This is a genomic window from uncultured Pseudomonas sp. (assembly GCF_913774235.1).
GTDB lineage: Bacteria > Pseudomonadota > Gammaproteobacteria > Pseudomonadales > Pseudomonadaceae > Chryseomonas.
This window is the reverse complement of sequence record NZ_CAJYDW010000013.1, coordinates 130,602-151,111: the sequence shown is the minus strand read 5'-3', so window position 1 is coordinate 151,111 and position 20,510 is coordinate 130,602. Positions and strand designations below refer to the sequence as shown.

The 20,510-nt window shown below is 66.0% G+C and carries 21 protein-coding genes; 17 read left to right on the top strand and 4 right to left on the bottom strand.

Annotation, left to right across the window (positions count from 1 at the left end):
* Window position 1: 1 nt before the first annotated feature.
* Entirely contained in the window at window positions 2-901 is a 900-nt protein-coding gene (locus QZ471_RS14605; RefSeq protein ID WP_295465013.1) for an NAD(P)-dependent oxidoreductase, read from the bottom strand.
* 75 nt (window positions 902-976) lie between these two features.
* Complete coding sequence (locus QZ471_RS14600) at window positions 977-1,963, bottom strand: magnesium transporter CorA family protein (protein ID WP_295464968.1); 987 nt, start codon at window positions 1,961-1,963, stop codon at window positions 977-979.
* A 54-nt stretch (window positions 1,964-2,017) separates the two neighbouring features.
* On the opposite strand from QZ471_RS14600, the gene QZ471_RS14595 reads away from it, so the two are divergent.
* A complete protein-coding gene (locus QZ471_RS14595; RefSeq protein ID WP_295464966.1) occupies window positions 2,018-2,296 on the top strand; it encodes a hypothetical protein in 279 nt (92 codons plus the stop codon).
* Here QZ471_RS14595 and rnk read toward each other — a convergent pair.
* Both rnk and cyaY read right to left on the bottom strand, forming a co-directional pair.
* Entirely contained in the window at window positions 2,293-2,676 is a 384-nt protein-coding gene (gene rnk, locus QZ471_RS14590; RefSeq protein ID WP_295464964.1) for a nucleoside diphosphate kinase regulator, read from the bottom strand. The two genes, QZ471_RS14595 and rnk, sit on opposite strands and share 4 nt — an antisense overlap.
* A gap of 190 nt (window positions 2,677-2,866) precedes the next feature.
* The gene (gene cyaY / locus QZ471_RS14585; protein WP_017639386.1) at window positions 2,867-3,196 is read right to left on the bottom strand and encodes an iron donor protein CyaY; all 330 of its coding nucleotides are present in this window, start codon (window positions 3,194-3,196) and stop codon (window positions 2,867-2,869) included.
* Between the two features lie 169 nt (window positions 3,197-3,365).
* On the opposite strand from cyaY, the gene QZ471_RS14580 reads away from it, so the two are divergent.
* The 16 genes from QZ471_RS14580 to QZ471_RS14505 all read left to right on the top strand — a co-directional run bounded on the left by QZ471_RS14580 (window position 3,366) and on the right by QZ471_RS14505 (window position 20,500).
* Window positions 3,366-3,491, top strand: coding sequence for a lipoprotein (locus tag QZ471_RS14580; protein WP_007161378.1), 126 nt, complete (start codon window positions 3,366-3,368; stop codon window positions 3,489-3,491).
* 9 nt (window positions 3,492-3,500) lie between these two features.
* A complete protein-coding gene (gene lysA / locus QZ471_RS14575; RefSeq protein ID WP_295464958.1) occupies window positions 3,501-4,748 on the top strand; it encodes a diaminopimelate decarboxylase in 1,248 nt (415 codons plus the stop codon).
* Window positions 4,749-4,760: 12 nt separating this feature from the next.
* Window positions 4,761-5,591, top strand: a complete 831-nt coding sequence (gene dapF / locus QZ471_RS14570) for a diaminopimelate epimerase (RefSeq protein WP_295464956.1) — start codon at window positions 4,761-4,763, stop codon at window positions 5,589-5,591.
* Entirely contained in the window at window positions 5,588-6,274 is a 687-nt protein-coding gene (locus QZ471_RS14565; RefSeq protein ID WP_295464954.1) for a DUF484 family protein, read from the top strand. The genes dapF and QZ471_RS14565 overlap by 4 nt, the downstream gene beginning before the upstream one ends.
* 18 nt (window positions 6,275-6,292) lie before the next feature.
* A complete protein-coding gene (gene xerC, locus QZ471_RS14560; RefSeq protein WP_295465011.1) occupies window positions 6,293-7,186 on the top strand; it encodes a tyrosine recombinase XerC in 894 nt (297 codons plus the stop codon).
* Window positions 7,183-7,893: an HAD-IA family hydrolase gene (locus QZ471_RS14555; protein ID WP_295464952.1), complete on the top strand. Its 711-nt coding sequence runs from the start codon at window positions 7,183-7,185 to the stop codon at window positions 7,891-7,893. The genes xerC and QZ471_RS14555 overlap by 4 nt, the downstream gene beginning before the upstream one ends.
* Before the next feature lie 1,061 nt (window positions 7,894-8,954).
* On the top strand, window positions 8,955-10,334 hold the full coding sequence (locus QZ471_RS14550) for a pyridine nucleotide-disulfide oxidoreductase (RefSeq protein WP_295464950.1): 1,380 nt from the start codon (window positions 8,955-8,957) through the stop codon (window positions 10,332-10,334).
* A 44-nt stretch (window positions 10,335-10,378) separates the two neighbouring features.
* Window positions 10,379-11,551, top strand: coding sequence for a DegT/DnrJ/EryC1/StrS family aminotransferase (locus tag QZ471_RS14545; protein WP_295464948.1), 1,173 nt, complete (start codon window positions 10,379-10,381; stop codon window positions 11,549-11,551).
* Window positions 11,552-11,570: 19 nt separating this feature from the next.
* On the top strand, window positions 11,571-13,106 hold the full coding sequence (locus QZ471_RS14540) for an oligosaccharide flippase family protein (protein WP_295464946.1): 1,536 nt from the start codon (window positions 11,571-11,573) through the stop codon (window positions 13,104-13,106).
* A 1-nt stretch (window position 13,107) separates the two neighbouring features.
* Window positions 13,108-14,043, top strand: coding sequence for a glycosyltransferase (locus QZ471_RS14535; protein WP_295464944.1), 936 nt, complete (start codon window positions 13,108-13,110; stop codon window positions 14,041-14,043).
* A gap of 56 nt (window positions 14,044-14,099) precedes the next feature.
* Window positions 14,100-16,313, top strand: coding sequence for a polysaccharide biosynthesis tyrosine autokinase (locus QZ471_RS14530; protein WP_295464943.1), 2,214 nt, complete (start codon window positions 14,100-14,102; stop codon window positions 16,311-16,313).
* A gap of 30 nt (window positions 16,314-16,343) precedes the next feature.
* Window positions 16,344-16,862, top strand: a complete 519-nt coding sequence (gene rfaH, locus QZ471_RS14525; RefSeq protein ID WP_295464941.1) for a transcription/translation regulatory transformer protein RfaH — start codon at window positions 16,344-16,346, stop codon at window positions 16,860-16,862.
* 33 nt (window positions 16,863-16,895) lie between these two features.
* A complete protein-coding gene (locus QZ471_RS14520; protein WP_295464939.1) occupies window positions 16,896-17,894 on the top strand; it encodes a glycosyltransferase in 999 nt (332 codons plus the stop codon).
* Entirely contained in the window at window positions 17,891-19,138 is a 1,248-nt protein-coding gene (locus QZ471_RS14515) for a glycosyltransferase family 4 protein (protein ID WP_295464937.1), read from the top strand. Before QZ471_RS14520 ends, QZ471_RS14515 begins: the two co-directional genes overlap by 4 nt.
* A 29-nt stretch (window positions 19,139-19,167) precedes the next feature.
* Window positions 19,168-20,256: a glycosyltransferase family 1 protein gene (locus tag QZ471_RS14510; protein WP_295464935.1), complete on the top strand. Its 1,089-nt coding sequence runs from the start codon at window positions 19,168-19,170 to the stop codon at window positions 20,254-20,256.
* Window positions 20,257-20,311: 55 nt separating this feature from the next.
* Entirely contained in the window at window positions 20,312-20,500 is a 189-nt protein-coding gene (locus tag QZ471_RS14505) for a hypothetical protein (protein ID WP_295464933.1), read from the top strand.
* Window positions 20,501-20,510: the final 10 nt, after the last annotated feature.

Sequence of the window (20,510 nt, the reverse complement as noted above, 5' to 3'; positions counted from 1 at the left end):
CTCAGTCGAGGCCGGCCTTCTTGTGCGACCTCTGCCCCAGCGCGATCCAGTCCAGCTCGCCCTCGCCCTGGGCGACGGCCTCCAGCAGGTTGTCCCTCAGGACGCTGGCGAAGGGGAGCGGCACCGCCTTCTCCTGACCGGCCGCCAGGGCCAGGTTGACGTCCTTGAGGCCCAGGCTGAGCTTGAAGGCCGCCGGCGAGAACTTTCGCTCGGTCAGCAAGCGCCCGTAGTTCTGGTACACCGGCGCGGCGAACAGGGTGCTGGTGAGGATCTCCAGCAGCGCCGCGGGCTCCACGCCATAGCTGCGCGCCAGGGCGGTGCTCTCGCCCATGGTCTCGATGGCACTGGCGATCATGAAGTTGCCGGCGATCTTCACCACGTTGGCCTGCCGCGGCTCCGCGCCCACCGGCCAGGTCTTGCGCCCCAGCACATCGAGCAGCGGCTGGACCTGCGCGATGGCTTGCGGATCTCCCGCCACCACGATGTTGAGCTGGCCACTGGCAGCCACGTCGGTCCGCCCGAACACCGGCGCGGCCACGTAGCCCACGCCCGCCTCGGCATGGCGCGCCACCAGTTCGTCCACCAGGGCCACCGACAGGGTGGCCATGCTGACGTGGATCAGCCCAGCCGGTGCCTGCTGCAGGGCGCCGCTGTCGAGGATGACTTCGCGGGTAGCGGCATCGTTGGCCAGGATGCTGAAGACCACCTCCACCGCGAAGGCCTCCGCCGGGGTCGCCGCCGCCAGGGCGCCCTGATCGACCAGAGCCTGGACCGGCTCCGGGGAGCGATTCCACACCACCACCTCATGACCAGCCTTTAGCAGATTGGCCGCCATACCCTGACCCATGCCACCCAGGCCGATGAATCCGACGCGCATTGGTTTGTCCTCTTGTGCAGTGATGAGAGATGCCAGCCAAGGATGGCCGACAAAAGGTAGCGAACGGCTGGCGGACACGCAGTAGCGTTGCCAGTCGTTCTAGAGCCAGCGGCGAAACTTGAACCAGGCGTAAGGAATCAGCGCCGACACCACCATGGCGCCCAACGCCAGGGGATAGCCGTAGTGCCAGTCCAGCTCCGGCATGAGCTTGAAGTTCATGCCGTAGATGGTGCCCACCAGCGTCGGCGGCAGGAACAGCACCGAGGCGATGGTGAACACCTTGACGATGTTGTTCTGCTCCACGCTGATCAGCCCCAGTGTGGCGTCGAGCAGAAAGCCGATCTCGCCGTTCATCTTCGCTTGATAGTCGCTCAGCGAGCGCACGTCGCGCTCCAGCGTCTTGAACCAGGTCTTGGCCGTGCCGGAAATCCAGGTCGCTCCCGCCCGCCGCAGGTAGGAGACGATGCGGTTGATGCCCAGCAGGCTTTCGCTGAGTTGGGCCAGCAGCTGATTACTGCGGCCCAGTTGCTTGACGATGGATTGCAGGTCGGTCTTGGGTTGCTGCTTTTCCTGATGGGCATCGGCGGGCTCGCGGAACACCGCCCGCGCCAGGCGATTGAGATGCGCCTGCACCGATTCGAGGATGTCCGCGACCCGATCCACTAGGCTGTCCAGCAGGGCGGCGAAGATGACATCGCTGCTGCAATGCTGGCGCGCCTGCTGCTGGGCCTTGCCGAGAAAGGCGCGAAACGCCGCCAGTTCCGAATAGCGGACCGTCACCAGCCATTCCGGGGTCAGCACGAAATTGACCACCGAGGCCCGCGGTTGATGCTCGCTGAAGCCGCTGACCACCGTGGTGGTGAGGTGCAGCGCCCGGTCGGTCTGGTAGAGTCGCGACGACTCCTCGATCTCGGCGATCTCTTCGCGGGTGGGGATGTCCATCGCCAACGCCTGCTCCAGATACCGCTCTTCCTCCTCGCTGGGGTCGAGCAGGTCCACCCAGAGCAGGTCCTCCGGCAGCGGATCTCCCGGCGACAGCGGCTGCGCGACCAGCTCGTTGGCGGACAGGCGATGGCAGGTGATCATCGAAGGACTCCAGGCTGGGATCAGGGGTCGTACTGTAACAAGAGGTATCCAGACATGACTGACCACACCGATGACGAAGAATCCTTCGTCTCCAGCCATTTAATCGAAGCGGTGGAGAACCAGCTCGCCGCGGGCGAGCCGGATTACGTCCAAGCCGTGCTCAACAAGCTCACCCTGGTCGGCTACGAGCGCGAAGACGCGGTGCTGCTGATGGCCCAGGCCTTGGCCTATGAGATCGAGGTCATGCTGGCCGCCGATCGGCCCTTCGATAGCGCTCACTACGAGCAGTTGCTGCGGGCCCTGCCGGAGTTGCCGGAGCGCGCGGAGGACTAGGCTTCGGCGGGCTCCAGCGCCAGCAACTCCACCTGCTGCTCCTTGCCCCCAGGCACCGGCCAGCTGAGCCGCTCGCCGGGTGTAGCGCCAAGCAGGGCGCTGCCGGCGGGTGCCAGCACCGACACCCGACCCGCTTCGCCCGCATCCTCCGGGTATACCAGTACCACCTGATATTCCTTGCCGGTGTCGGTCTCGCGGCAACGCACCCGGGAATTCATGGTGACCACCGCGCCGATCTGCTCGGGCGCCACCACCCGGGCCCTGGCCAGCTCTTCGTCCAGCGCCTCGGCTATTGGGCCGAATTCCGGCAAGTCATTGAGCAGCCGTTCGAGGCGCGGCAGATCGGCGGCGGATACGGTGATGGGCGATGCATGGCGCATGGCGAACTCCTGGGAATGAGACGATGCGGCCCCGACCGCGAGCAGCGGAGGACCCTGGGATGACGGGCTGCGAGAGCCCACTGGGACGCCGCAGCGAAGGCGGCAAAAGAAAACGGCGCTCGAAAGGCGCCGTCAGGTCACGCTAGCACAGGGCGGTCGGCACCGGTCAAGCCGCGCCGACCGCAGGTCGTTACAGCCCGGGCAAGGCCACGCTCTCGCCGGTCTGCTCCAGGGTCACCCGTACCAGCAGCGCGCCGAGGGTCTCGGAGGAGCTGTCGCAGATCCAGTTCTGACCGTCCCAGTCGAAGTGATAGCCGCCCGAGCGCGCGGCGACCCAGAGCTGCACCAGCGGCGGTTGGCGACTGAGGATGACCTGGCTGCCATTGTCGAACTTGATCGTCAGCACGCCGCCGGCATTCTCCAGATCGAGGTCCAGGCCGCTGTCGTCGTAGGCGTCCTCGACCTGGCGCTGGGTCTGGTCGACGAGGTGGTGGAATTGCGCTTCGCTGAGCCGGCTCATGACGATCCTCGAAAGAAGGGAAAGAATCGCCGCACGGTAGCGGGCCGCCCAGATGGCGTCCAGTCGCGGCTTTCGCCGGCCCGTGCGCCTCAGCCATTCGGGCGTGTCAAAGAGTCGCTCAACCCCGTTATACTCGGTGCAATATTCGCTTTAATAAAGGTTTAGCGTCATGAAGCGCCTCTCCCTCCTCTTCATCGCCTGCGCCTGCCTGCTGGCCGGTTGCGGTCAGAAAGGCCCGCTGTACCTGCCGGACGACCAGAAAGCCGCCAAAGAACACCGCCACGACGTGTTCTAAGGAGCCACCATGGAAGTCTTCGCTGTCCGTGCAGGTGAACTGCATGCGGAAGGGGTAGCCCTGAGCGCCATCGCGCGCCAGTTCGGCACCCCTACCTACGTCTATTCCCGAGCCCACGTCGAGGGCCAGTACCGCGCCTATACCGATGCGCTGGCCGGCCTGCCGCACCTGGTCTGCTTCGCCGTCAAGGCCAACTCCAACCTCGGCGTGCTCAACGTCCTGGCCCGCCTCGGCGCCGGCTTCGACATCGTCTCCCGCGGTGAGCTGGAACGCGTGCTGGCCGCCGGTGGCGATCCGCACAAGGTGGTGTTCTCCGGCGTCGGCAAGACCCGTGACGACATGCACCGTGCCCTGGAAGTGGGGGTGCACTGCTTCAACGTCGAATCCACCGACGAGCTGGAGCGGCTGCAACAGGTGGCCGCCGAGCGCGGCGTGGTCGCGCCGATCTCCCTGCGGGTCAACCCCGACGTGGACGCCGGCACCCACCCCTACATCTCCACCGGACTCAAGGAAAACAAGTTCGGCATCGACATCGCCGACGCCGAGGCGATCTACGCCCGCGCTGCCGAGTTGCCGAACCTGGAAATCCTCGGCGTGGACTGCCATATCGGCTCCCAGCTCACCCAGCTGCCGCCCTTCCTCGATGCCCTCGACCGCCTGCTGGCGCTGATCGACCGCCTCGCCGAGCGTGGCATCGTCATCCGCCACCTGGATCTCGGTGGTGGCCTGGGCGTGCGCTATCGCGACGAGCAACCGCCGTTGGCCAGCGACTACATCCAGGCCATCCGCGAGCGCATCGCCGGACGCAGCCTGACCCTGGTGTTCGAACCGGGTCGCTTCATCGTGGCCAACGCCGGGGTGCTGCTGACCCGCGTGGAATACCTCAAGCACACCACCCACAAGGACTTCGCCATCGTCGACGCGGCGATGAACGACCTCATCCGCCCGGCGCTGTATCAGGCCTGGATGGCGGTGGAGCCGGTGGTCGCCCGTCAGGGCGAGGCCCGCCGCTATGACCTGGTCGGCCCCATCTGCGAGACCGGCGACTTCCTCGCCAAGGATCGCGAGCTGGTCCTGGCCGAAGGCGATCTGCTGGTGATCCACTCCGCCGGTGCCTACAGCTTTTCCATGAGTTCCAACTACAACACCCGCGGCCGCGCGGCCGAGGTGATGGTGGATGGCGATCAGGTCCACCTGGTTCGTCGGCGCGAGACGCTGGAAGAACTCTTCGCAGGCGAAAGCCGGCTGCCGGCTTGAGGGGAGCGCTCCATGCAACTGCGCTTCACCAAGATGCACGGGCTGGGCAACGATTTCATGGTCCTCGACCTGATCAGCCAGCACGCGCATATCCAGCCCAAGCACGTCCGCCAGTGGGGGGATAGAAACACCGGCGTCGGCTTCGACCAGTTGTTGATCGTCGAGACCCCGAGCAAGCCGGACGTGGACTTTCGCTATCGCATCTTCAATGCCGATGGCTCCGAGGTCGAGCAGTGCGGCAACGGCGCGCGCTGCTTCGCCCGCTTCGTCTTCGACAAGCGCCTGACGGTCAAGAAGCAGATCCGCGTCGAGACCAAGGGCGGCATCATCGAATTGCACCTCAAGGGCGACGGCCAGGTCCGCGTCGACATGGGCGCCCCGCGCCTGCTGGCGGCCGAGATCCCCTTCGTCGCCGAGGCCGAGGCCCTGAGCCACGCCGTGCAGGTGGCAGGCGAGACGGTCGAGCTGGCGGTGGTTTCCATGGGCAATCCCCATGGGGTGCTGCGCGTCGCCGACGTCGACCAGGCGCCGGTCCTGACCCTCGGCCCCCAGCTGGAATGCCATCCGCGCTTTCCGCAGAAGGCCAATATCGGCTTCCTGCAGATCATCGATGCCCAGCGTGCCCGTCTGCGGGTGTGGGAACGCGGCGTGGGCGAGACCCGTGCCTGCGGTACCGGCGCCTGCGCTGCCGCAGTCGCCGGCATCCGCCAGGGTTGGCTGAAGTCGCCGGTCAGCATCGAGCTGCCGGGCGGTCTGCTGACCATCGAATGGGAAGGGGTGGGCCAGCCGGTGCTGATGACCGGTCCGGCCACCCGCGTCTACGAAGGCCAGGTGAGAGTATGAGCGATACGCCCGAACTCACTCCCGATCTCGTCGCCGACTGGCTGCTGGATCATCCGCACTTCTTCGCCGACCGCGAAGAGCTGCTGGCGGAAATGCGCGTACCGCACCAGCGCGGCACCGCGGTCTCCCTGGTCGAGCGCCAGCTCGGGCTGCTGCGCGAGCGCAACGGCGAGATGCGTCACCGCCTGGCCCACCTCATGGACGTGGCGCGGGACAACGACCGACTGTTCGACAAGACCCGTCGCCTGATCATCGGCCTGCTCGACGCCACCAGCCTCGAAGAGGTGATAGGCACCGTCGAAGACAGCCTGCGCCACGAGTTCAAGGTGCCCTACGTCGGCCTCATCCTGTTCCACGAGCATCCTCTACCGGTGGGCCGCAGCGTCACTCCGGCCGAGGCGCAGAAGGTCATCGGTGGCCTGCTGGGCGGCGAGAAGACCACCAGCGGCGTGTTGCGCGCCCATGAGCTGGCCTTCCTGTTCGGCGATTCGGCCAAGGAAGAGGTCGGCTCGGCAGCGGTGGCCGCCCTCTCCCACCAGGGTCTGCACGGCGTCCTGGCGATCGGCAGCCCCGATCCCCAGCACTACCGCAGCAGCCTGGGCACGCTATTCCTGAGTCATGTGGCGGAAGTCCTCGCCCGCGTGCTACCGCGCTTTCCCGTCCCCCTGCGAACGGTGCGCTGAACCGAGGAGCGGAGCATGCTGCAGGTCCAGCTCGACGCCTATCTCGATCACCTGCGCCTGGAGCGCCAGGTTTCGCCCCACACCCTCGACGGCTATCGCCGTGACCTGCGCAAGCTGCTGGCCTTCGCCGAAGCCGAAGGACTGGCGGACTGGGGCACGCTCGACAGCCGTCGGTTGCGGGCCCTGATCGCCCAGTTGCACCGGGCAGGCGCCTCCAGTCGCAGCCTGGCGCGGTTGCTCTCCGCCTGCCGCGGCTTCTATCTCTACCTGATCCGCGAAGGTTTCTGCAGCCAGGACCCGGCCCATGGCCTGTCGCCGCCCAAGGCGCAGAAGCCGCTGCCCAAGGTGCTCGACGTCGACCGCTCCATGCAGCTGCTCGACGGCGCGGTGGAGGACGACTTCCTCGCCCTGCGCGACCAGGCCCTGCTGGAGCTGTTCTACAGCTCAGGGCTGCGGCTGTCCGAGCTGGTCGGTCTCGACCTTGCGGATGTGGATCTGGCCCAGGGCCTGGTCCAGGTACGCGGCAAGGGCAACAAGGAGCGGGTACTGCCCATCGGCAGCAAGGCCCGGGATGCCCTGGAGACCTGGCTCAAGATCAGACCCCAGGCCGCACCACGTGACGACGCCCTCTTCATCGGTCAGCGCGGCCTGCGCCTGACGCCCCGGGCGGTCCAGCTGCGGGTGCGCGAGGCCGGCGTGCGCGAGCTGGGCCAGCATCTGCATCCGCACATGCTCAGACACAGCTTCGCCAGCCACCTGCTCAGCGCCTCCGGCGACCTGCGCGCGGTGCAGGAGCTGCTGGGTCACGCCGACATCGCCACCACCCAAATCTATACCCACCTGGATTTCGGCCAGCTCGCCGAGGTCTACGACAAAGCCCATCCCCGCGCCAAGCGCAAGGCCAGCCGATGACGATTCGCCTCGTGACCTTCGATCTCGACGATACCCTCTGGGAAATCGCCCCGGTCATCCATTCCGCGGAAGCCCTGCTGCGCGACTGGTTCGCCGCCTCCGCCCCCCGCCTGGGCAGCGTTCCCGTGGAGCATCTCTGGGCGATCCGCGATCGCCTGCTGCAGCAGGACGCCGGCCTCAAGCACCGCGTCAGCGAGCTGCGCCGCCGGGTCATCCACCAGGCGCTGCTGGACGCCGGCTACGCTGAGCCCGAGGCGGCGCAGCTGGCCGAGGCGGGCTTCGCGGTCTATCTGGCCGCACGCCAGCAGGTGACCCTGTTCGAAGACGTCCATCCGACCCTGGAACAGCTCGCCGAGCGCTACACCCTGGGCGTGCTCACCAATGGCAATGCGGATGTCCGCACCATAGGCCTGGCCGACTACTTCCGCTTCGCCCTGAACGCCGAGCAGCTAGGCATCGGCAAGCCCGATCCCACGCCCTTCCGCGAGGCCCTGCGCCTCACCGGCATTCCGGCGACGGCCACCGTACACGTGGGCGACAACCCAGTGGACGATGTGCAGGGCGCCCAGGCGGCGGGCATCCGTGCGGTCTGGTTCAATCCCCTAGGGAATGCCTGGCGCGGCGCGGGTCGCCCCGATGCGGAAGTCCGCACCCTGAGCGAATTGCCGGGCCTGCTCGCCACCTGGTCGGCAACCACGACGGCTTGAATCCTGGCGTTCGGCTCGCGCACGGGAGAGGGTCTGCCGGTCATCCGCGAGCCAGTGGATTCCGTTAACCAATCGCCAAATTATTCGTCACACTTATTCCGACCAACAGCGATCTCTTTGCGACGCCTTTCACTAAACAGCGCCGACCCAGGCAAGAATTTGCCAAGCACGCCTCAGTTGCCCGGTCATTCGGTCGAAACAGCCCCCCTGACCACCTTCTCATCAGACAAATTCCGTCGCCAGCGCTCGCGTTGACAGTCCAAAACCTTTTGACAATCATTGCTCCTGACTCGAAGTAGCGCTGGGATTGCGCGCTGAGTCTGCTGCCGTACAAGGTCAGGGAAGACAGCTTTAACTCTCCCTCCTTTGCGTCTCGCCGATGGTGTTTCAAGTTCCTGACAACTTGGTTTGCAGGTCTTGAATTCGGTAACTAAAGCCCCCTTGATTCATAAAGCCCAGGTGCAAACCCGTGCGGTAGCCTTGTCCAAAAAACAGGGTCCAGAAAAACAAAGGCTGCCAACTCGACCACGGCAACCTGTGCGGTAGCCATGCGTGCACCATGGACAGGGAAAGGGCCAGCTTGCCCCACGCCAGCGAACAGCGGGAGAACACGGATGTCGCCTGATCTGAAGTTACGCGCCGACACCGCTACCGGCCACGCCACGCCAGGCCAAAGGCCCGTCGCGACCGATGCCCAGCGGAGTCCTTGCCGGACTTGCCACGTCATCGCCCGCCGCGTTCGGCGGCGGACTGTTCCGCCCGTGAAGTTCTGTCCCGTACCGCTTGGAAGGGATGGCTACGGCTGCCTCTGAGCTATCCGCGAAACGCTCGAATGGCGGCCGCTCGCCTCTTGGAACAATGGCTGAAGAATAATTAATTAGTTACCGCCGAAGAATTAAGCCTGGTCGTCAAAAGTTGCCTTGCCAGCGGCCACTCGCGTCACTCCAGCCATAAGTCGAATCTTCGCAGCACCCCTTTTCGATCACTGCCGGGCACCTGAACGACCTGTTTCAACACACTTCAACCCGCGTCTTTTCCGGCGCATGCAAGAGGATGGCCCGATGGCAAGGAATGATCTATCGGAAGCGACATTAGGATGTCTAATTGGTGGCGCAGGACCGGCAGGTCTGGGCTTTCTGTTCAATGCCATCAAGCGCGGTGCGGTGGAGCAACTCGCCCGCGCCGGTACCATCATCGTCGATGCCGGTAGCGAACTCGGCGCCGGCAAGCTGGGTGACTACCAGATCATCGCCAACTCGGTGAGCGACGTCTTTCTCGACTGTCTGCGCGACCCGCTGCTGGCGCCCATCCTGGCCCCGCTGCACGCCTCGCCCACCTATCGCCATCTCAAGCTGAACGCCCAGGAAGCGCCGGCGCTGCCCATCGTCGGCCAGCTCTTCCAGCAAGCCGCCGGTCTGGTACTACCCTGGCTCGAACGCCAGTACGGCATTCCCACCTGGCGCCAGACCCGCATCACCGAGGTCACCTGCGAAGGCTCGGGCTACGCCGTCTGGCTGGAACAGGCCGGCGCCATCCGCCGGGTGCGCACCGCCAGCCTGGTACTGAACCTGGGTGGCAAGCAGACGCGCAGCAGCTTCGCCCAGAGCGCCGAGGCACTGGGCCTGCACCTGCCGGAGCGCGCCCCGATCGACAGCTCCGACAGCGTCCTGCGCCTGCAACCCGAGGCGCTGCGCCAACGCTACCGGGCCCGACTCAAGGATGGCGGCCCCATCTGCGTGGTGGGCGGCTCCCACAGTGCCTTCTCCGCACTGGACAACCTGGCCACCGCGCTGCACCACGACGGCCTGCGCGAGCTGACGCTGGTCCACCGCTCGCCGATCCGGCTGTTCTACGAGACCGCCGCCGAGGCCCTGGCCGCCGGCTACGACTTCGATCCGTTGCAGGACATCTGTCCCATCTCCAAGCGGGTCAACCGTTCGGGCGGCCTGCGCTACCGCGCCCACGAGATCGGTCGCCAGGTACTTGCCGGACAGTGCATCGGTGGCACACCGGTCAAGGTTAATACCCTGCGCTTGGATGGCAGCGAGGCGCAGCGCGTCCGTGCCCAGGCGCTGTTCGACGACGCCGCGCTGCTGGTCCAGGGCCTGGGTTATCTGCCCATCGTGCCCGAGCTACGCGACGGGGATGGCCGTCCTCTGACCCTGCGCACCCTGCGCGGCGGCCTGGATTCCGACGCGGCCGGCAGCCCGTTGGACCAGCACGGCCAGCGTCTCAAGGGACTGCACCTGTTCGGACTCGGCTCGGGCCTGGCGGTGGACCCGCGCCTGGGCAGCGAAGCCTCCTTCTCCGGTCGTATCTACGGAGTCTGGCAGTTCCACAACGACGCCAGTCGCGAGGCCCTCGAATCGGTGCTCGACCGCCTGGACAAGCCGCTCAATGCCTTCCGGCAGGCGGGCGACGCCCTCGTCGAGCACGCCTGACCGAACCGACACGTATCAAGGACTCGATAAGCAGGTAACGGATCATGATCAATGTGACCAAGCCCTACCTTGGCGACAAGGAACGCTTCAAGGCGTATATCGACAAGATCTACGCCAACAACTGGATCACCAACCAGGGCCCCCTGCACGCTCAACTGGAAGAGCGCCTGCGCGAATATCTCGGGGTCCGCAACATCATCCTGGTCAACAACGGCACCCTGGCCTTGCAGGTGGCCTACCGCGCCCTGGGGCTCACCGGCAGCGCCATCACCACGCCATTCAGCTTCGTCGCCACCACCAGCACCCTGCACTGGGAGCGCATCCGGCCGATCTTCGCCGACATCCATCCGGAAACCTGGAATCTGGACCCGGCCAACGTCGAGGCGGTCATCGAGCCCGATACCTCGGCCATCGTCGCCACCCACGTGTTCGGCAACCCCTGCGACGTCCAGGGCCTGCAGCAGGTGGCCCAGCGCCATGGCCTGAAGGTCGTCTACGACGGCGCCCACGCCTTCGGCACCCTCTACGAGGGCCGCTCGGTCTTGCAATGGGGCGACATCACCACCGTCAGCTTCCACGCCACCAAGCTGTTCCACACCATCGAAGGCGGGGCCATCATCACCGAGGATGACGAACTCGCCGAGCGCGTCCGCCGCATGATCAATTTCGGCATCGTCGACGCCGAGCGTATAGAAGGCGTCGGCATCAACGCCAAGCTCAACGAGGTGTCCGCGGCCATGGGGCTGTGCATCCTCGATGAGCTGGACGACATCCTGGCCCGCCGCGCCATCATCGGCCGCCACTACGAGACGCGCCTGCAGGGCGCCTTCGAGCTGCAGCGGCCGACCTACAGCAGCCAGCTCAACTACAGCTACTTCCCGGTGGCCCTGCGCGACGAAACGGCGCTGCTGGACACCCGGCAGGCGCTGCATACGGTCGGCATCAATCCGCGCCGCTACTTCTATCCGTCGCTGGAGACCCTGGACTACCTGCAGCCGCAGGCGATCAAGCCAATCTCGCGCAAGCTGAGCCAGCGCATCCTTTGCGTGCCCCTCTACCCGGACCTGCCCGAAAGCACCCAGAACCTGATACTCGAGACGCTGCTCTCGGTGCAGCAGAACAAGACCAGCCTGGAATCCCTGCGGGCGCTCATCAGTCCGGCCCAACTGCTGCCGAGCTGGGATTTCCCCGGCGATTCCGCTCCCGCTCTCACGTGATTCCAACCGGCCCACGCCCATGACCACTCCCGCGAAAATGTCGGTGTTGCGCAACACCCTGATCAACTATGCCGGCCAAGCCTATGCGCTGCTGATCGGCATCCTGATCCAGCCACTGTATCTCGGTCATCTGGGCGCGGAAACCTATGGCCTGATCGGCTTCTTCGCCGTGCTCCAGACCTGGCTGCAACTGCTCGACGTCGGTATCTCCGCCTCCCTGGTGCGGGACGTCGCCCATGGTCGCGGCCAGCGCGACGCCGGGCGTACCCGCGGCCAGTTGCTGCGCTCGCTGGAGTTCGTCTTCATCCCGCTGGCGACCCTGGCCTGCGTCGCCATCGAGCTGAATGCGAGCTGGATGGCCGGGCATTGGCTGAACGTCCAGGGCCTGTCCGAAGAGACGGTGGCGCACTGCATCGGCCTGATGGGGCTGATGATCGCCTTTCGCCTGCTGGCGACGCTGTACAAGAGCGGCGTGCAGGGCGTCGAGCTGCATGGTTGGCTGAACCTGGTCAATGTGGCGATCGCCACCGTCCGCTACTTCGGCGGACTTATCCTGGTGATGTGGATTTCCCAAGAACCGCTGGACTTCTTCGTCTTCCAGGCCTTCGTCGCCGTGTTCGAGATGCTGGTCTATGCGCTCAAGGCCTATCGGCTACTGCCCAACCCCTCCTGGTGGAGCGGCTTCGACTGGCAACGGGTGAAGCCCATCGTGCCCTTCGCGGCGAGCATGTCCTTCACCTCGATCCTGTGGATCGCCCTGACCCAGCTGGACAAGCTGGTGCTGTCCAAGGCCCTGCCATTGGCCGAGTACGGCTACTTCAGCCTGGTGGCGCTGATCTCCACCGGCATCGTCACCCTGACCAATCCCCTGGTGCAGGCGCTGCTGCCGCGGATGACGGTACTGGTCTCCCAGGGCCAGGCACTGGAGCTGGAACGGCTCTACCGCAACGCCGCCCGCTTCGCCTTCGCCATCCTGCTGCCGCTGGCGGCCCTGGTGGCCTTCCATGGCGAGGCGCTGGTCTTCGCCTGGACCGGCGACCGGGTCTCCGCCCACTGGAGCGAGCCGATCCTGTTCTGGTACGCCCTGGGCGCGGCGCTGCTGGCGCTCAGCCAGTTCCAGTTCTACCTGCAGTACGCCTATGGCAAGTTGCGCCTGCACGTCTGGTACAGCCTGGTCTCGGCACTGATCTCGGTGCCGGTGGTGATCCTGGTGGTACTGCACTACGGCGCCCACGGCGCCGCCCTGGCCTGGTTCTGCATGCGCCTGATCCCCTTCGTGATCTGGCCGGCGATCATCCACGGCCGCTTCGCCCCGGCGCTGCAGCGCTACTGGAACCAGGACCTGCTGGTAGCCGTGGTGGTGACCGCCCTCGGCGTGGGCCTGAGCAAGCTGCTCTACCAGGAAATTCAACCGCAGGAGCGGCTCTCCATCCTGATCACCCTCGCCCTGGGCGGCGGCCTGACCTTGCTGCTGATGGCCCTGGCCTATGTGCTCTGTTCACCGAAGCAGACGCGTACGCGTCTGTTCTCCCACCTCTCCAAAGCAGGAATCTGACATGGACGTTCGGACCGAAGCAGCGATCATGAGTCTCTGGCCGGCGCAATACAGCCGCCCGCTGGTCAGCATCGTCTGCCTGACCTTCAATCACCGCGACTTCATCGGCCAGGCCATCGACGGCTTCCTGATGCAGGAAACCGACTTCCCCTTCGAGATCCTCATCAACGACGACGCCTCCACCGATGGCACCCGGGACATTCTCCAGGCCTACGCGCAGCGCTATCCCCGGCTGATCCGCCTGATCCTGCAGCAGGAAAATCAGTATGCCCAGGGCAAGCCCTATGGCATGCCGGTGTTCCAGCAGGCCCGCGGCGACTACATCGCCTATTGCGAGGGTGACGACTACTGGACCGACCCGCGCAAGCTGCAGCTGCAGGTGGACTTCCTCGAGCGCAACCGCGACTACGCCCTGACCTTCCACGCCTCCTATGCCTTCAACAGCCAGGGCATCGTCAATCCCCAGCGCTTCGACGGTCGCGATCACTACGACCGCAGCCAGACCGAGCTGAAACAGGCCCTGCCGCTGTCCACCCTGACCGCCTGCTTCCGCAACGTGCTGCGTGGCCTGCCGCCGGAACTGGAGACCGCCGCGCTCATGGACATCGTCTGGTGGTCGCTGCTCGGCGCCCACGGCAAGGGCAAGTTCCTGGCCGAGATCCGTCCCGCCGCCTACCGGGTACACGAAGGCGGGATCTTCTCCATGCGCGCCAGCCAGAAGCGCCTGCAAATGGACCTGCACACCCAGTACTGCCTCGCCAACTACTACTACCGACTGGGCGAGCGCGACCTGCACGTCTTCTTCCTGCGCCAGGTGCTCAACCTGTCGCTGTCGTCGATTCCGCCCAAGCAGAAGCTCAGGGCGCTGGCGCGCGCGGTATGCAACATCGTGCTCAACCTCGGCCGGCGCTTCGCGCCCAAACGCATCACCTACTGAACCACTCCTGGCAGTTTCCCTGCTGCGACGTATCCAGCCAATTAGGAAGGACCCCCATGACCGCCATGCAGCGATCTTCGTTCGAGCAACAAGACGAGCAACACCTGGACCTCAAGACGATGGCGCTCACGCTGCTCGATCACAAGAAGCTGATCGCGGGCATCACCGGGGGCTTCCTCGCCCTGGGCATCGCCTATGCCGTGCTCTCCACCCCGCAGTACGTCGCCGGGGCGATGATCCAGATCGAGCCGAAGAAGAACGCCCTCACGGCGGTGGCAGAAACCGTGGTGCGGCCGAATTCGGCTTCGCCGGCGGTAGCCGAGATCGAACTGCTGAAATCGCGCGCGGTGCTGGCCAAGACCGTGGAGAACCTGCGCCTGGACATCGAGGCCAAGCCGCGCTTCTTCCCCCTGATCGGCCACTACCTATGGCGCACCTACGACGCCGACCACCCGGGCCAACTGGCCGATAGCTGGCCACAACTGCGCCGCTTCGCCTGGGGTGGCGAGAAGATCGACGTCTTCCAGTTCGACGTCCCGGACGAGATGTACGGCGAGCACCTGACCCTGGTGGCCGGCAGCAATGGTCGCTATCGCCTGCTGAACAAGGACCAGCAACCGGTGCTGGAAGGCCAGGTCGGCCAGCTGGCGGCCGGCAATGGCTACCGCATGCAGGTCAAGACCCTGACCGCGCGCCCAGGCACCGAATTCAAGGTGACCCGCAATCGCGTCATCACCACCGCGCAGCTCTACCAGAATCGCATCAAAACCAGCGAGGCCGGCAAGGAGTCGGGGATCATCTATCTGTCCCTGGCCGACGAGAATCCGGATCTGGCCAAGGGCGTGCTGGCCGAGATCAGCCGCCTGTACGTGCTGCAGAACGTCGAGCGCAGCTCGGCGGAAGCGGCGCAGCGCCTGGACTTCCTGCGCAGCCAACTGCCGGGGGTGCGCAAGGACCTGGAGAGCGCCGAGGCGGCCCTCAACAACTACCAGACCAACAGCCGCTCCGTGGACATCAGCCTGGAGACCAAGGCCGTCCTGGACAAGATCGTCGCCCTGGACACCTCCATCTCCCAGCTCCGGCTCAAGCAGGCCGAATACGATCGCCTCTACACCCGCGATCACCCGACCTACAAGACGCTGCTGAACCAGCTCGACCAGCTGGAAGTGGAGAAACGCAGCCTGCAGCGCAAGGTGGAAGCCCTGCCCAGCACCCAGCAGGAACTGCTGCGCCTGAACCGCGACATGAAGGTCACCAACCAGACCTACCAGTTGCTGCTCAATCAGGCCCAGGAGCAGGACATCATCCGCGCCGGCACCATCGGTAACGTACGCCTGGTCGACAACGCCGACGTCAACCTCGACGAGCCGGCGACCAACCGCAAGATCGCCCTGGCCCTGGCGCTGCTGCTGGGCCTGGTCACCTCGGTGATCGTGGTCTTCGTCCGCCAGGCCTTCCAGAAGGGCATCGAGAGTCCAGACACCGTCGAGCAGATCGGCCTGCCGGTCTATTCCACCCTGCCCTTCACCAAGGACCAGGAGCGGCTGAACCGGCGCCTGAAGAAGAAGGGCCGCACCGGCGAGCCCACCCTGCTGAGCGTGGTGCAACCGGCCAACCTGGCGGTGGAATCCCTGCGCAGCCTCAGATCCAGCCTGCACTTCGCCATGCTGGAAGCCAAGAACCGGGTGATCATGATCTCCAGCCCGACCCCGGGCGTGGGCAAGTCCTTCGTCTCCAGCAACCTGGCCGTGGTGGTCGCCCAATCGGGCCAGCGCGTGCTGCTGATCGACGCCGACATGCGCAAGGGCTATCTGCACCGCATCTTCGGCCTGAATCCCCAGGCGGGTCTGTCCGAGCTGCTGACCGGCCGCAGCAAGCTGCGCGAGGCCATCGTGCCGAGCGGCGTCGCCCAACTGGACGTCATCGGCTGCGGCCAGGCCGCGCCGAATCCGTCGGAGTTGCTGATGCACGCCAACTTCTCCCGGCTGCTGGACGAGGTGGGCAGCCTCTACGACCTGGTCATCGTCGACACCCCGCCGATCCTGGCGGTGACCGACGCCGCTCTGGTCGGCCGGCTGGCCGGCACCACCCTGCTGGTCACCCGCTTCGGCCAGAGCACCCTCAAGGCGGTGGAGAACGCCCGGCGCCGCTTCGCCCAGAACGGCATCAGCATCAAGGGTGCCATTCTCAACGGCATGCAGCGCAAGGCCTCCACGGCCATCGAGGACGATGGCGCCTACGGCTATTACGAATACGGCCCCCGTACCTGATCGCCCGCCCTCCAGAGAAGGAACTCAGCCATGACCGCCAGCCACTGGTACCTGGTGCAAACCAAGCCCAATCAGGAAAGCCGCGCCGAAGAGAATCTGCTGCGCCAGGGTTTCGTCTGCTTCCGGCCGCAACGGCCGCGACCGGCGCTGGCCAGGAGCCGGGCAGCCGCCAGCGAGTCGCTGTTTCCGGGCTATCTGTTCATCCAGCTCGATGACGTCAACGACAACTGGTACCCGATCCGCTCGACCCGTGGGGTCAACCGGATCGTCAGCTTCGGCAGCCAGCCGACCGCGGTAAGCGAAACCATCATCGAGGCCATCCGCCAGCGCCTCGCCGCCCCGGCGAGTCCGCAACCGGCGCACCAGCCGGGCGCCCTGGTACGGGTGCACTACAGCCCGGCGCTGGAAATGGACGCCGTCTTCCTTAGTCCCGATGGCGACGAGCGGGCGATCATCCTGCTGCGCATCCTGCAGCGCGAACAACGGGTCAGTGTGGCCCTCGAGCAACTCTCGGCGCCGGCTGCGGCCGGCCAACGGCTGCGCGCCTGACCAGGCTCCACGGACCCTTTGGAGGAATCTTCCATGCAACCCAAGACCACGGTCGTCACCGTCACCTACGGCAATCGCCTCCGCTACCTGGAGCAGCTCATCACCCGCACCCTGGCCGAGCGCTCCGTCCACCAGGTCATCGTCGTCAGCAACGCGGCGACCGTACCCCTGGACGGCCTCGAAGCCCGCTGGCCCGGCCAGGTCAAGGTCATCGCCCTGAGCGAGAACACCGGCTCCGCCAACGGCTACGCCGAGGCCCTGGACGCTGCCCTGGCCAGCGACACCAGCCACATCTGGATGATGGACGACGACAATGCGCCCCTGGGCGACGCCCTGGACATCCTGCATCGGCAACTCGACCAGCTCGGCCGTCAATACGGCCAAGACAAGGTCGCCGTACTCGGCTACCGACCGACCCAGCAGGCCGACATCGCCCAGTGCATTCCCACCAAGATGATCACCCAGCCGCGTTCGAGCTACTTCGGCTTCCACGTGGCGCGCATCCCCTACAAGATCTGGCGCCGCACGCCCTGGGGTCGTCCCCGTGGCGGCGCGCCGGCGGCCCTGGTGGAGCTGCCCTTCGCGCCCTATGGCGGCATGCTCGCCCATCGCAGCCTCTATGAGCGCATCGGCCTGCCGCTGCGCGAGCTGGTGCTCTATTCCGACGACACCGAGTACACCTACCGCATCACCCAGGGCGGCGGAAAGCTGTTCATGGTCACCGGGGCGGAACTGGAAGAGCTGGAGCATTCCTGGAACATCAAGGAAAACACCAGCAACGTCTACCAGAACTACCTCAAGGCCGGCTCGGACTTCCGCGCCTACTACGCCGCCCGCAACCAGGCCTGGTTCGACAAGAACGTCTGGGCCAGCTCGCGACCGATGTATCGCCTCAACCGCTACGTCTTCCACACCCTGCTCAAGCTGTTCGCCCGCGATGACCAGAGCCGTCAGCGCCTGGCCCTGATCCGCCGAGCCGTCGCGGACGGCGAGACCGGCGTGCTGGGCATCAACCGCAGCTACCCGCTATGAAACTGCTCTTCCTGAACAGCTTCTATCCGCCCCATGTCGGGGGCGGTGCGGAGCTCATCCTGCAGCGCAGCGTGGAAGGCTTCCAGCAGCGCGGCCACGAGGTGGCGGTGCTGGTCACCGGCCCGGAGCCTGGGCTCCGGCAGGAGCAGGTCAACGGCGTGCGGGTCCATCGCGCCGGCCTGCAGAACTTCTACTGGCCCCTGACCCAGCAACGCCCCGGGTCGCTGGCACGCTTCGGCTGGCACTTCCGCGACCGCTACAACGCGGCCATGCGTGCCCCCCTGCGCCAGGTGCTGGCGCAGGAAAAGCCGGACCTGGTGGTGAGCCACAACCTGTCCGGCTGGTCGGTGGCCGCCTGGGACGAGATCCGCGCCAGCGGTACGCCCGTCGTTCAGGTGCTGCACGACATGTACCTGCTGTGCCCGAAGAACACCCTGTTCAAGCAGGGCAAGAGCTGCCAGCAACTGTGCGGCAGTTGCTCCGCCCTGCGCCGTCCCCATGCCGAGTTGTCGGCCCAGGTGGACGCCGTGGTCGGGGTCAGTCGCTATCTGCTGGATACCATGGTCGGCAAGGGCTACTTCCGCGACGTGCCGAGCGAGGTCATCCACAACGGCAGCCTCATCGCCGGCAGTACCGCCACCGTGCCGACCCCGCGCCAGGGCGAGCTGGTCCGCTTCGGCTACATGGGCACCCTGGCGGAAAACAAGGGCGTCGGCTGGCTGATCGAGCAGTTCCAGCGCTTGCCCCTCAACGCCACCCTGACCATCGCCGGCAAGGGCCAGCTGGACTACGAGGCGCAGCTCAAGGCCCTCGCCGACCCGGCGAAGGTGCGCTTCGTCGGCTACCAGCAGCCCGCCGACTTCTACCGCGAGATCGACGTCTTCGTCGCGCCCTCGCGGTGGGCCGAGCCCTTCGGCATGGTCGCCGTCGAGGCCTGCGCCTTCCAGAAACCGGTCATCGCGACGCGCATGGGTGGCCTGCCGGAAATCGTCCGCGATGGCGTGAACGGCCTGCTGTGCAATCCCGAGGATCGCGATTCGCTGGGCCGCGCCCTGCAGCGTCTCCACGACGACGCCGAGCTGCGCCAGCGCCTGAGCTTGCTCAGCCGTAGCGCAGTGGCGCCGCTGCTCAGCCTGGAACCCATGCTCGACGACTACCAGCGCCTGTTCGAACGGGTGCTGGGCCAGGCGCCACAGGACCGGCCCAGGCAGACCCTCGTCACCCACACCCAGCTTTCCAACTGAGTCACCCAGCTTAGGGCAGGGGCCGCATCATGATCATCGTCAACTCCCGCTTCATCACCCAGGACCTGCGCGGCGTCCAACGCTTCGCCGAATGCATCTCGCTGGAACTGGCGGCGCTCAGGACCGACCTGCGCTTCGTCGCGCCACCCGGCGTGGTGCGCCCCGACGTGGCCAAGCGGCTGAACATCGAAATCATCGGCACCCGCCAGGGCCAGCGCTGGGAGCAATGGGACCTGCCCAACTGGCTGCGCGCCCAGGGCAACCCGCTGCTGCTCTCGCTGTGCAGTACCGCGCCGTTGCGCTACGCCAACCAGATCGTCACCCATCATGACATCAACTACGTGCGCTTCCCGGAAAGCTATTCCTGGAAATTCCGTACCTCCTACCGCTGCCTGATTCCCCTGCTGCTCAAGCGGGCGCGTTCGTTGATCACCGTCAGCGCCTTCTCCAAGCAGGAGATCTCCCGCTTCTACCACTATCCGGAGGATTCGATCAGCGTGGTACCCAACGCCGTCGCCGAAGCCTTCACCCTGGGCGAGCAGGCGCCAGTCACCGGCACGCCCTATCTGCTGGCGGTCTCTTCGCCCAGCTATCACAAGAACTTCACCCGGCTGCTGGAAGCCTTCGCGGCACTGCCGCGGGACCTGGCCGTCGAACTGCGCATCGTCGGCGACGGCCATGCCGTCTTCGGCCAGACCGACCTGACCACCCTGGCCGCCAGGGACCCGCGAGTGAAGCTACTCGGCCGGATCGACGACGACGAACTGGCGCGCCAGTACCGCCAGGCCACCGCCTTCGTCTTTCCGTCGCTCTACGAAGGCTTCGGCATCCCGCCCCTGGAAGCCCAGGCCTGCGGCTGCCCGGTGATCTCGGCCAACACCGCCTCCCTGCCGGAAGTCCTGCAGGACAGTGCCCACTACTTCGATCCCCACGACGTCTCCAGCATCACCGCGGCGATGTGGGCCGTACTGCTCGATCCGGAGCTGCGGGCGTCTCTGAGGACCAAGGGACTGGCCAACATCCAGCGTTTCAGCTGGAGGACCTCTGCCGGTCGCGTCTCCGACCTGCTCGACGCAGCCCTGGGCAGCGCGCCGAGCGCAGCGGCCAGGGCTGCCTGAGACAAGACCTTCGAGCGTGCAACCGGCATCAGTGAACCCAGCGAGCAGCCCCCTCATGGAAGAGACCACCCTAGCCAAGGAAGACCGGAACGTGCCTACCGAGGCCGCGCTGGCGCCACCGAAATCCGTGCCCACGCCCTGTCCAGCCATCCCCCTGCCTGAATTCGACAGCACGCAGGACGGCATCGAAATCACCCGGCTGCCCTGGGGGTATGCCGTGACCCGAACACCCCGCACGCCCTGAATCAGCCCCA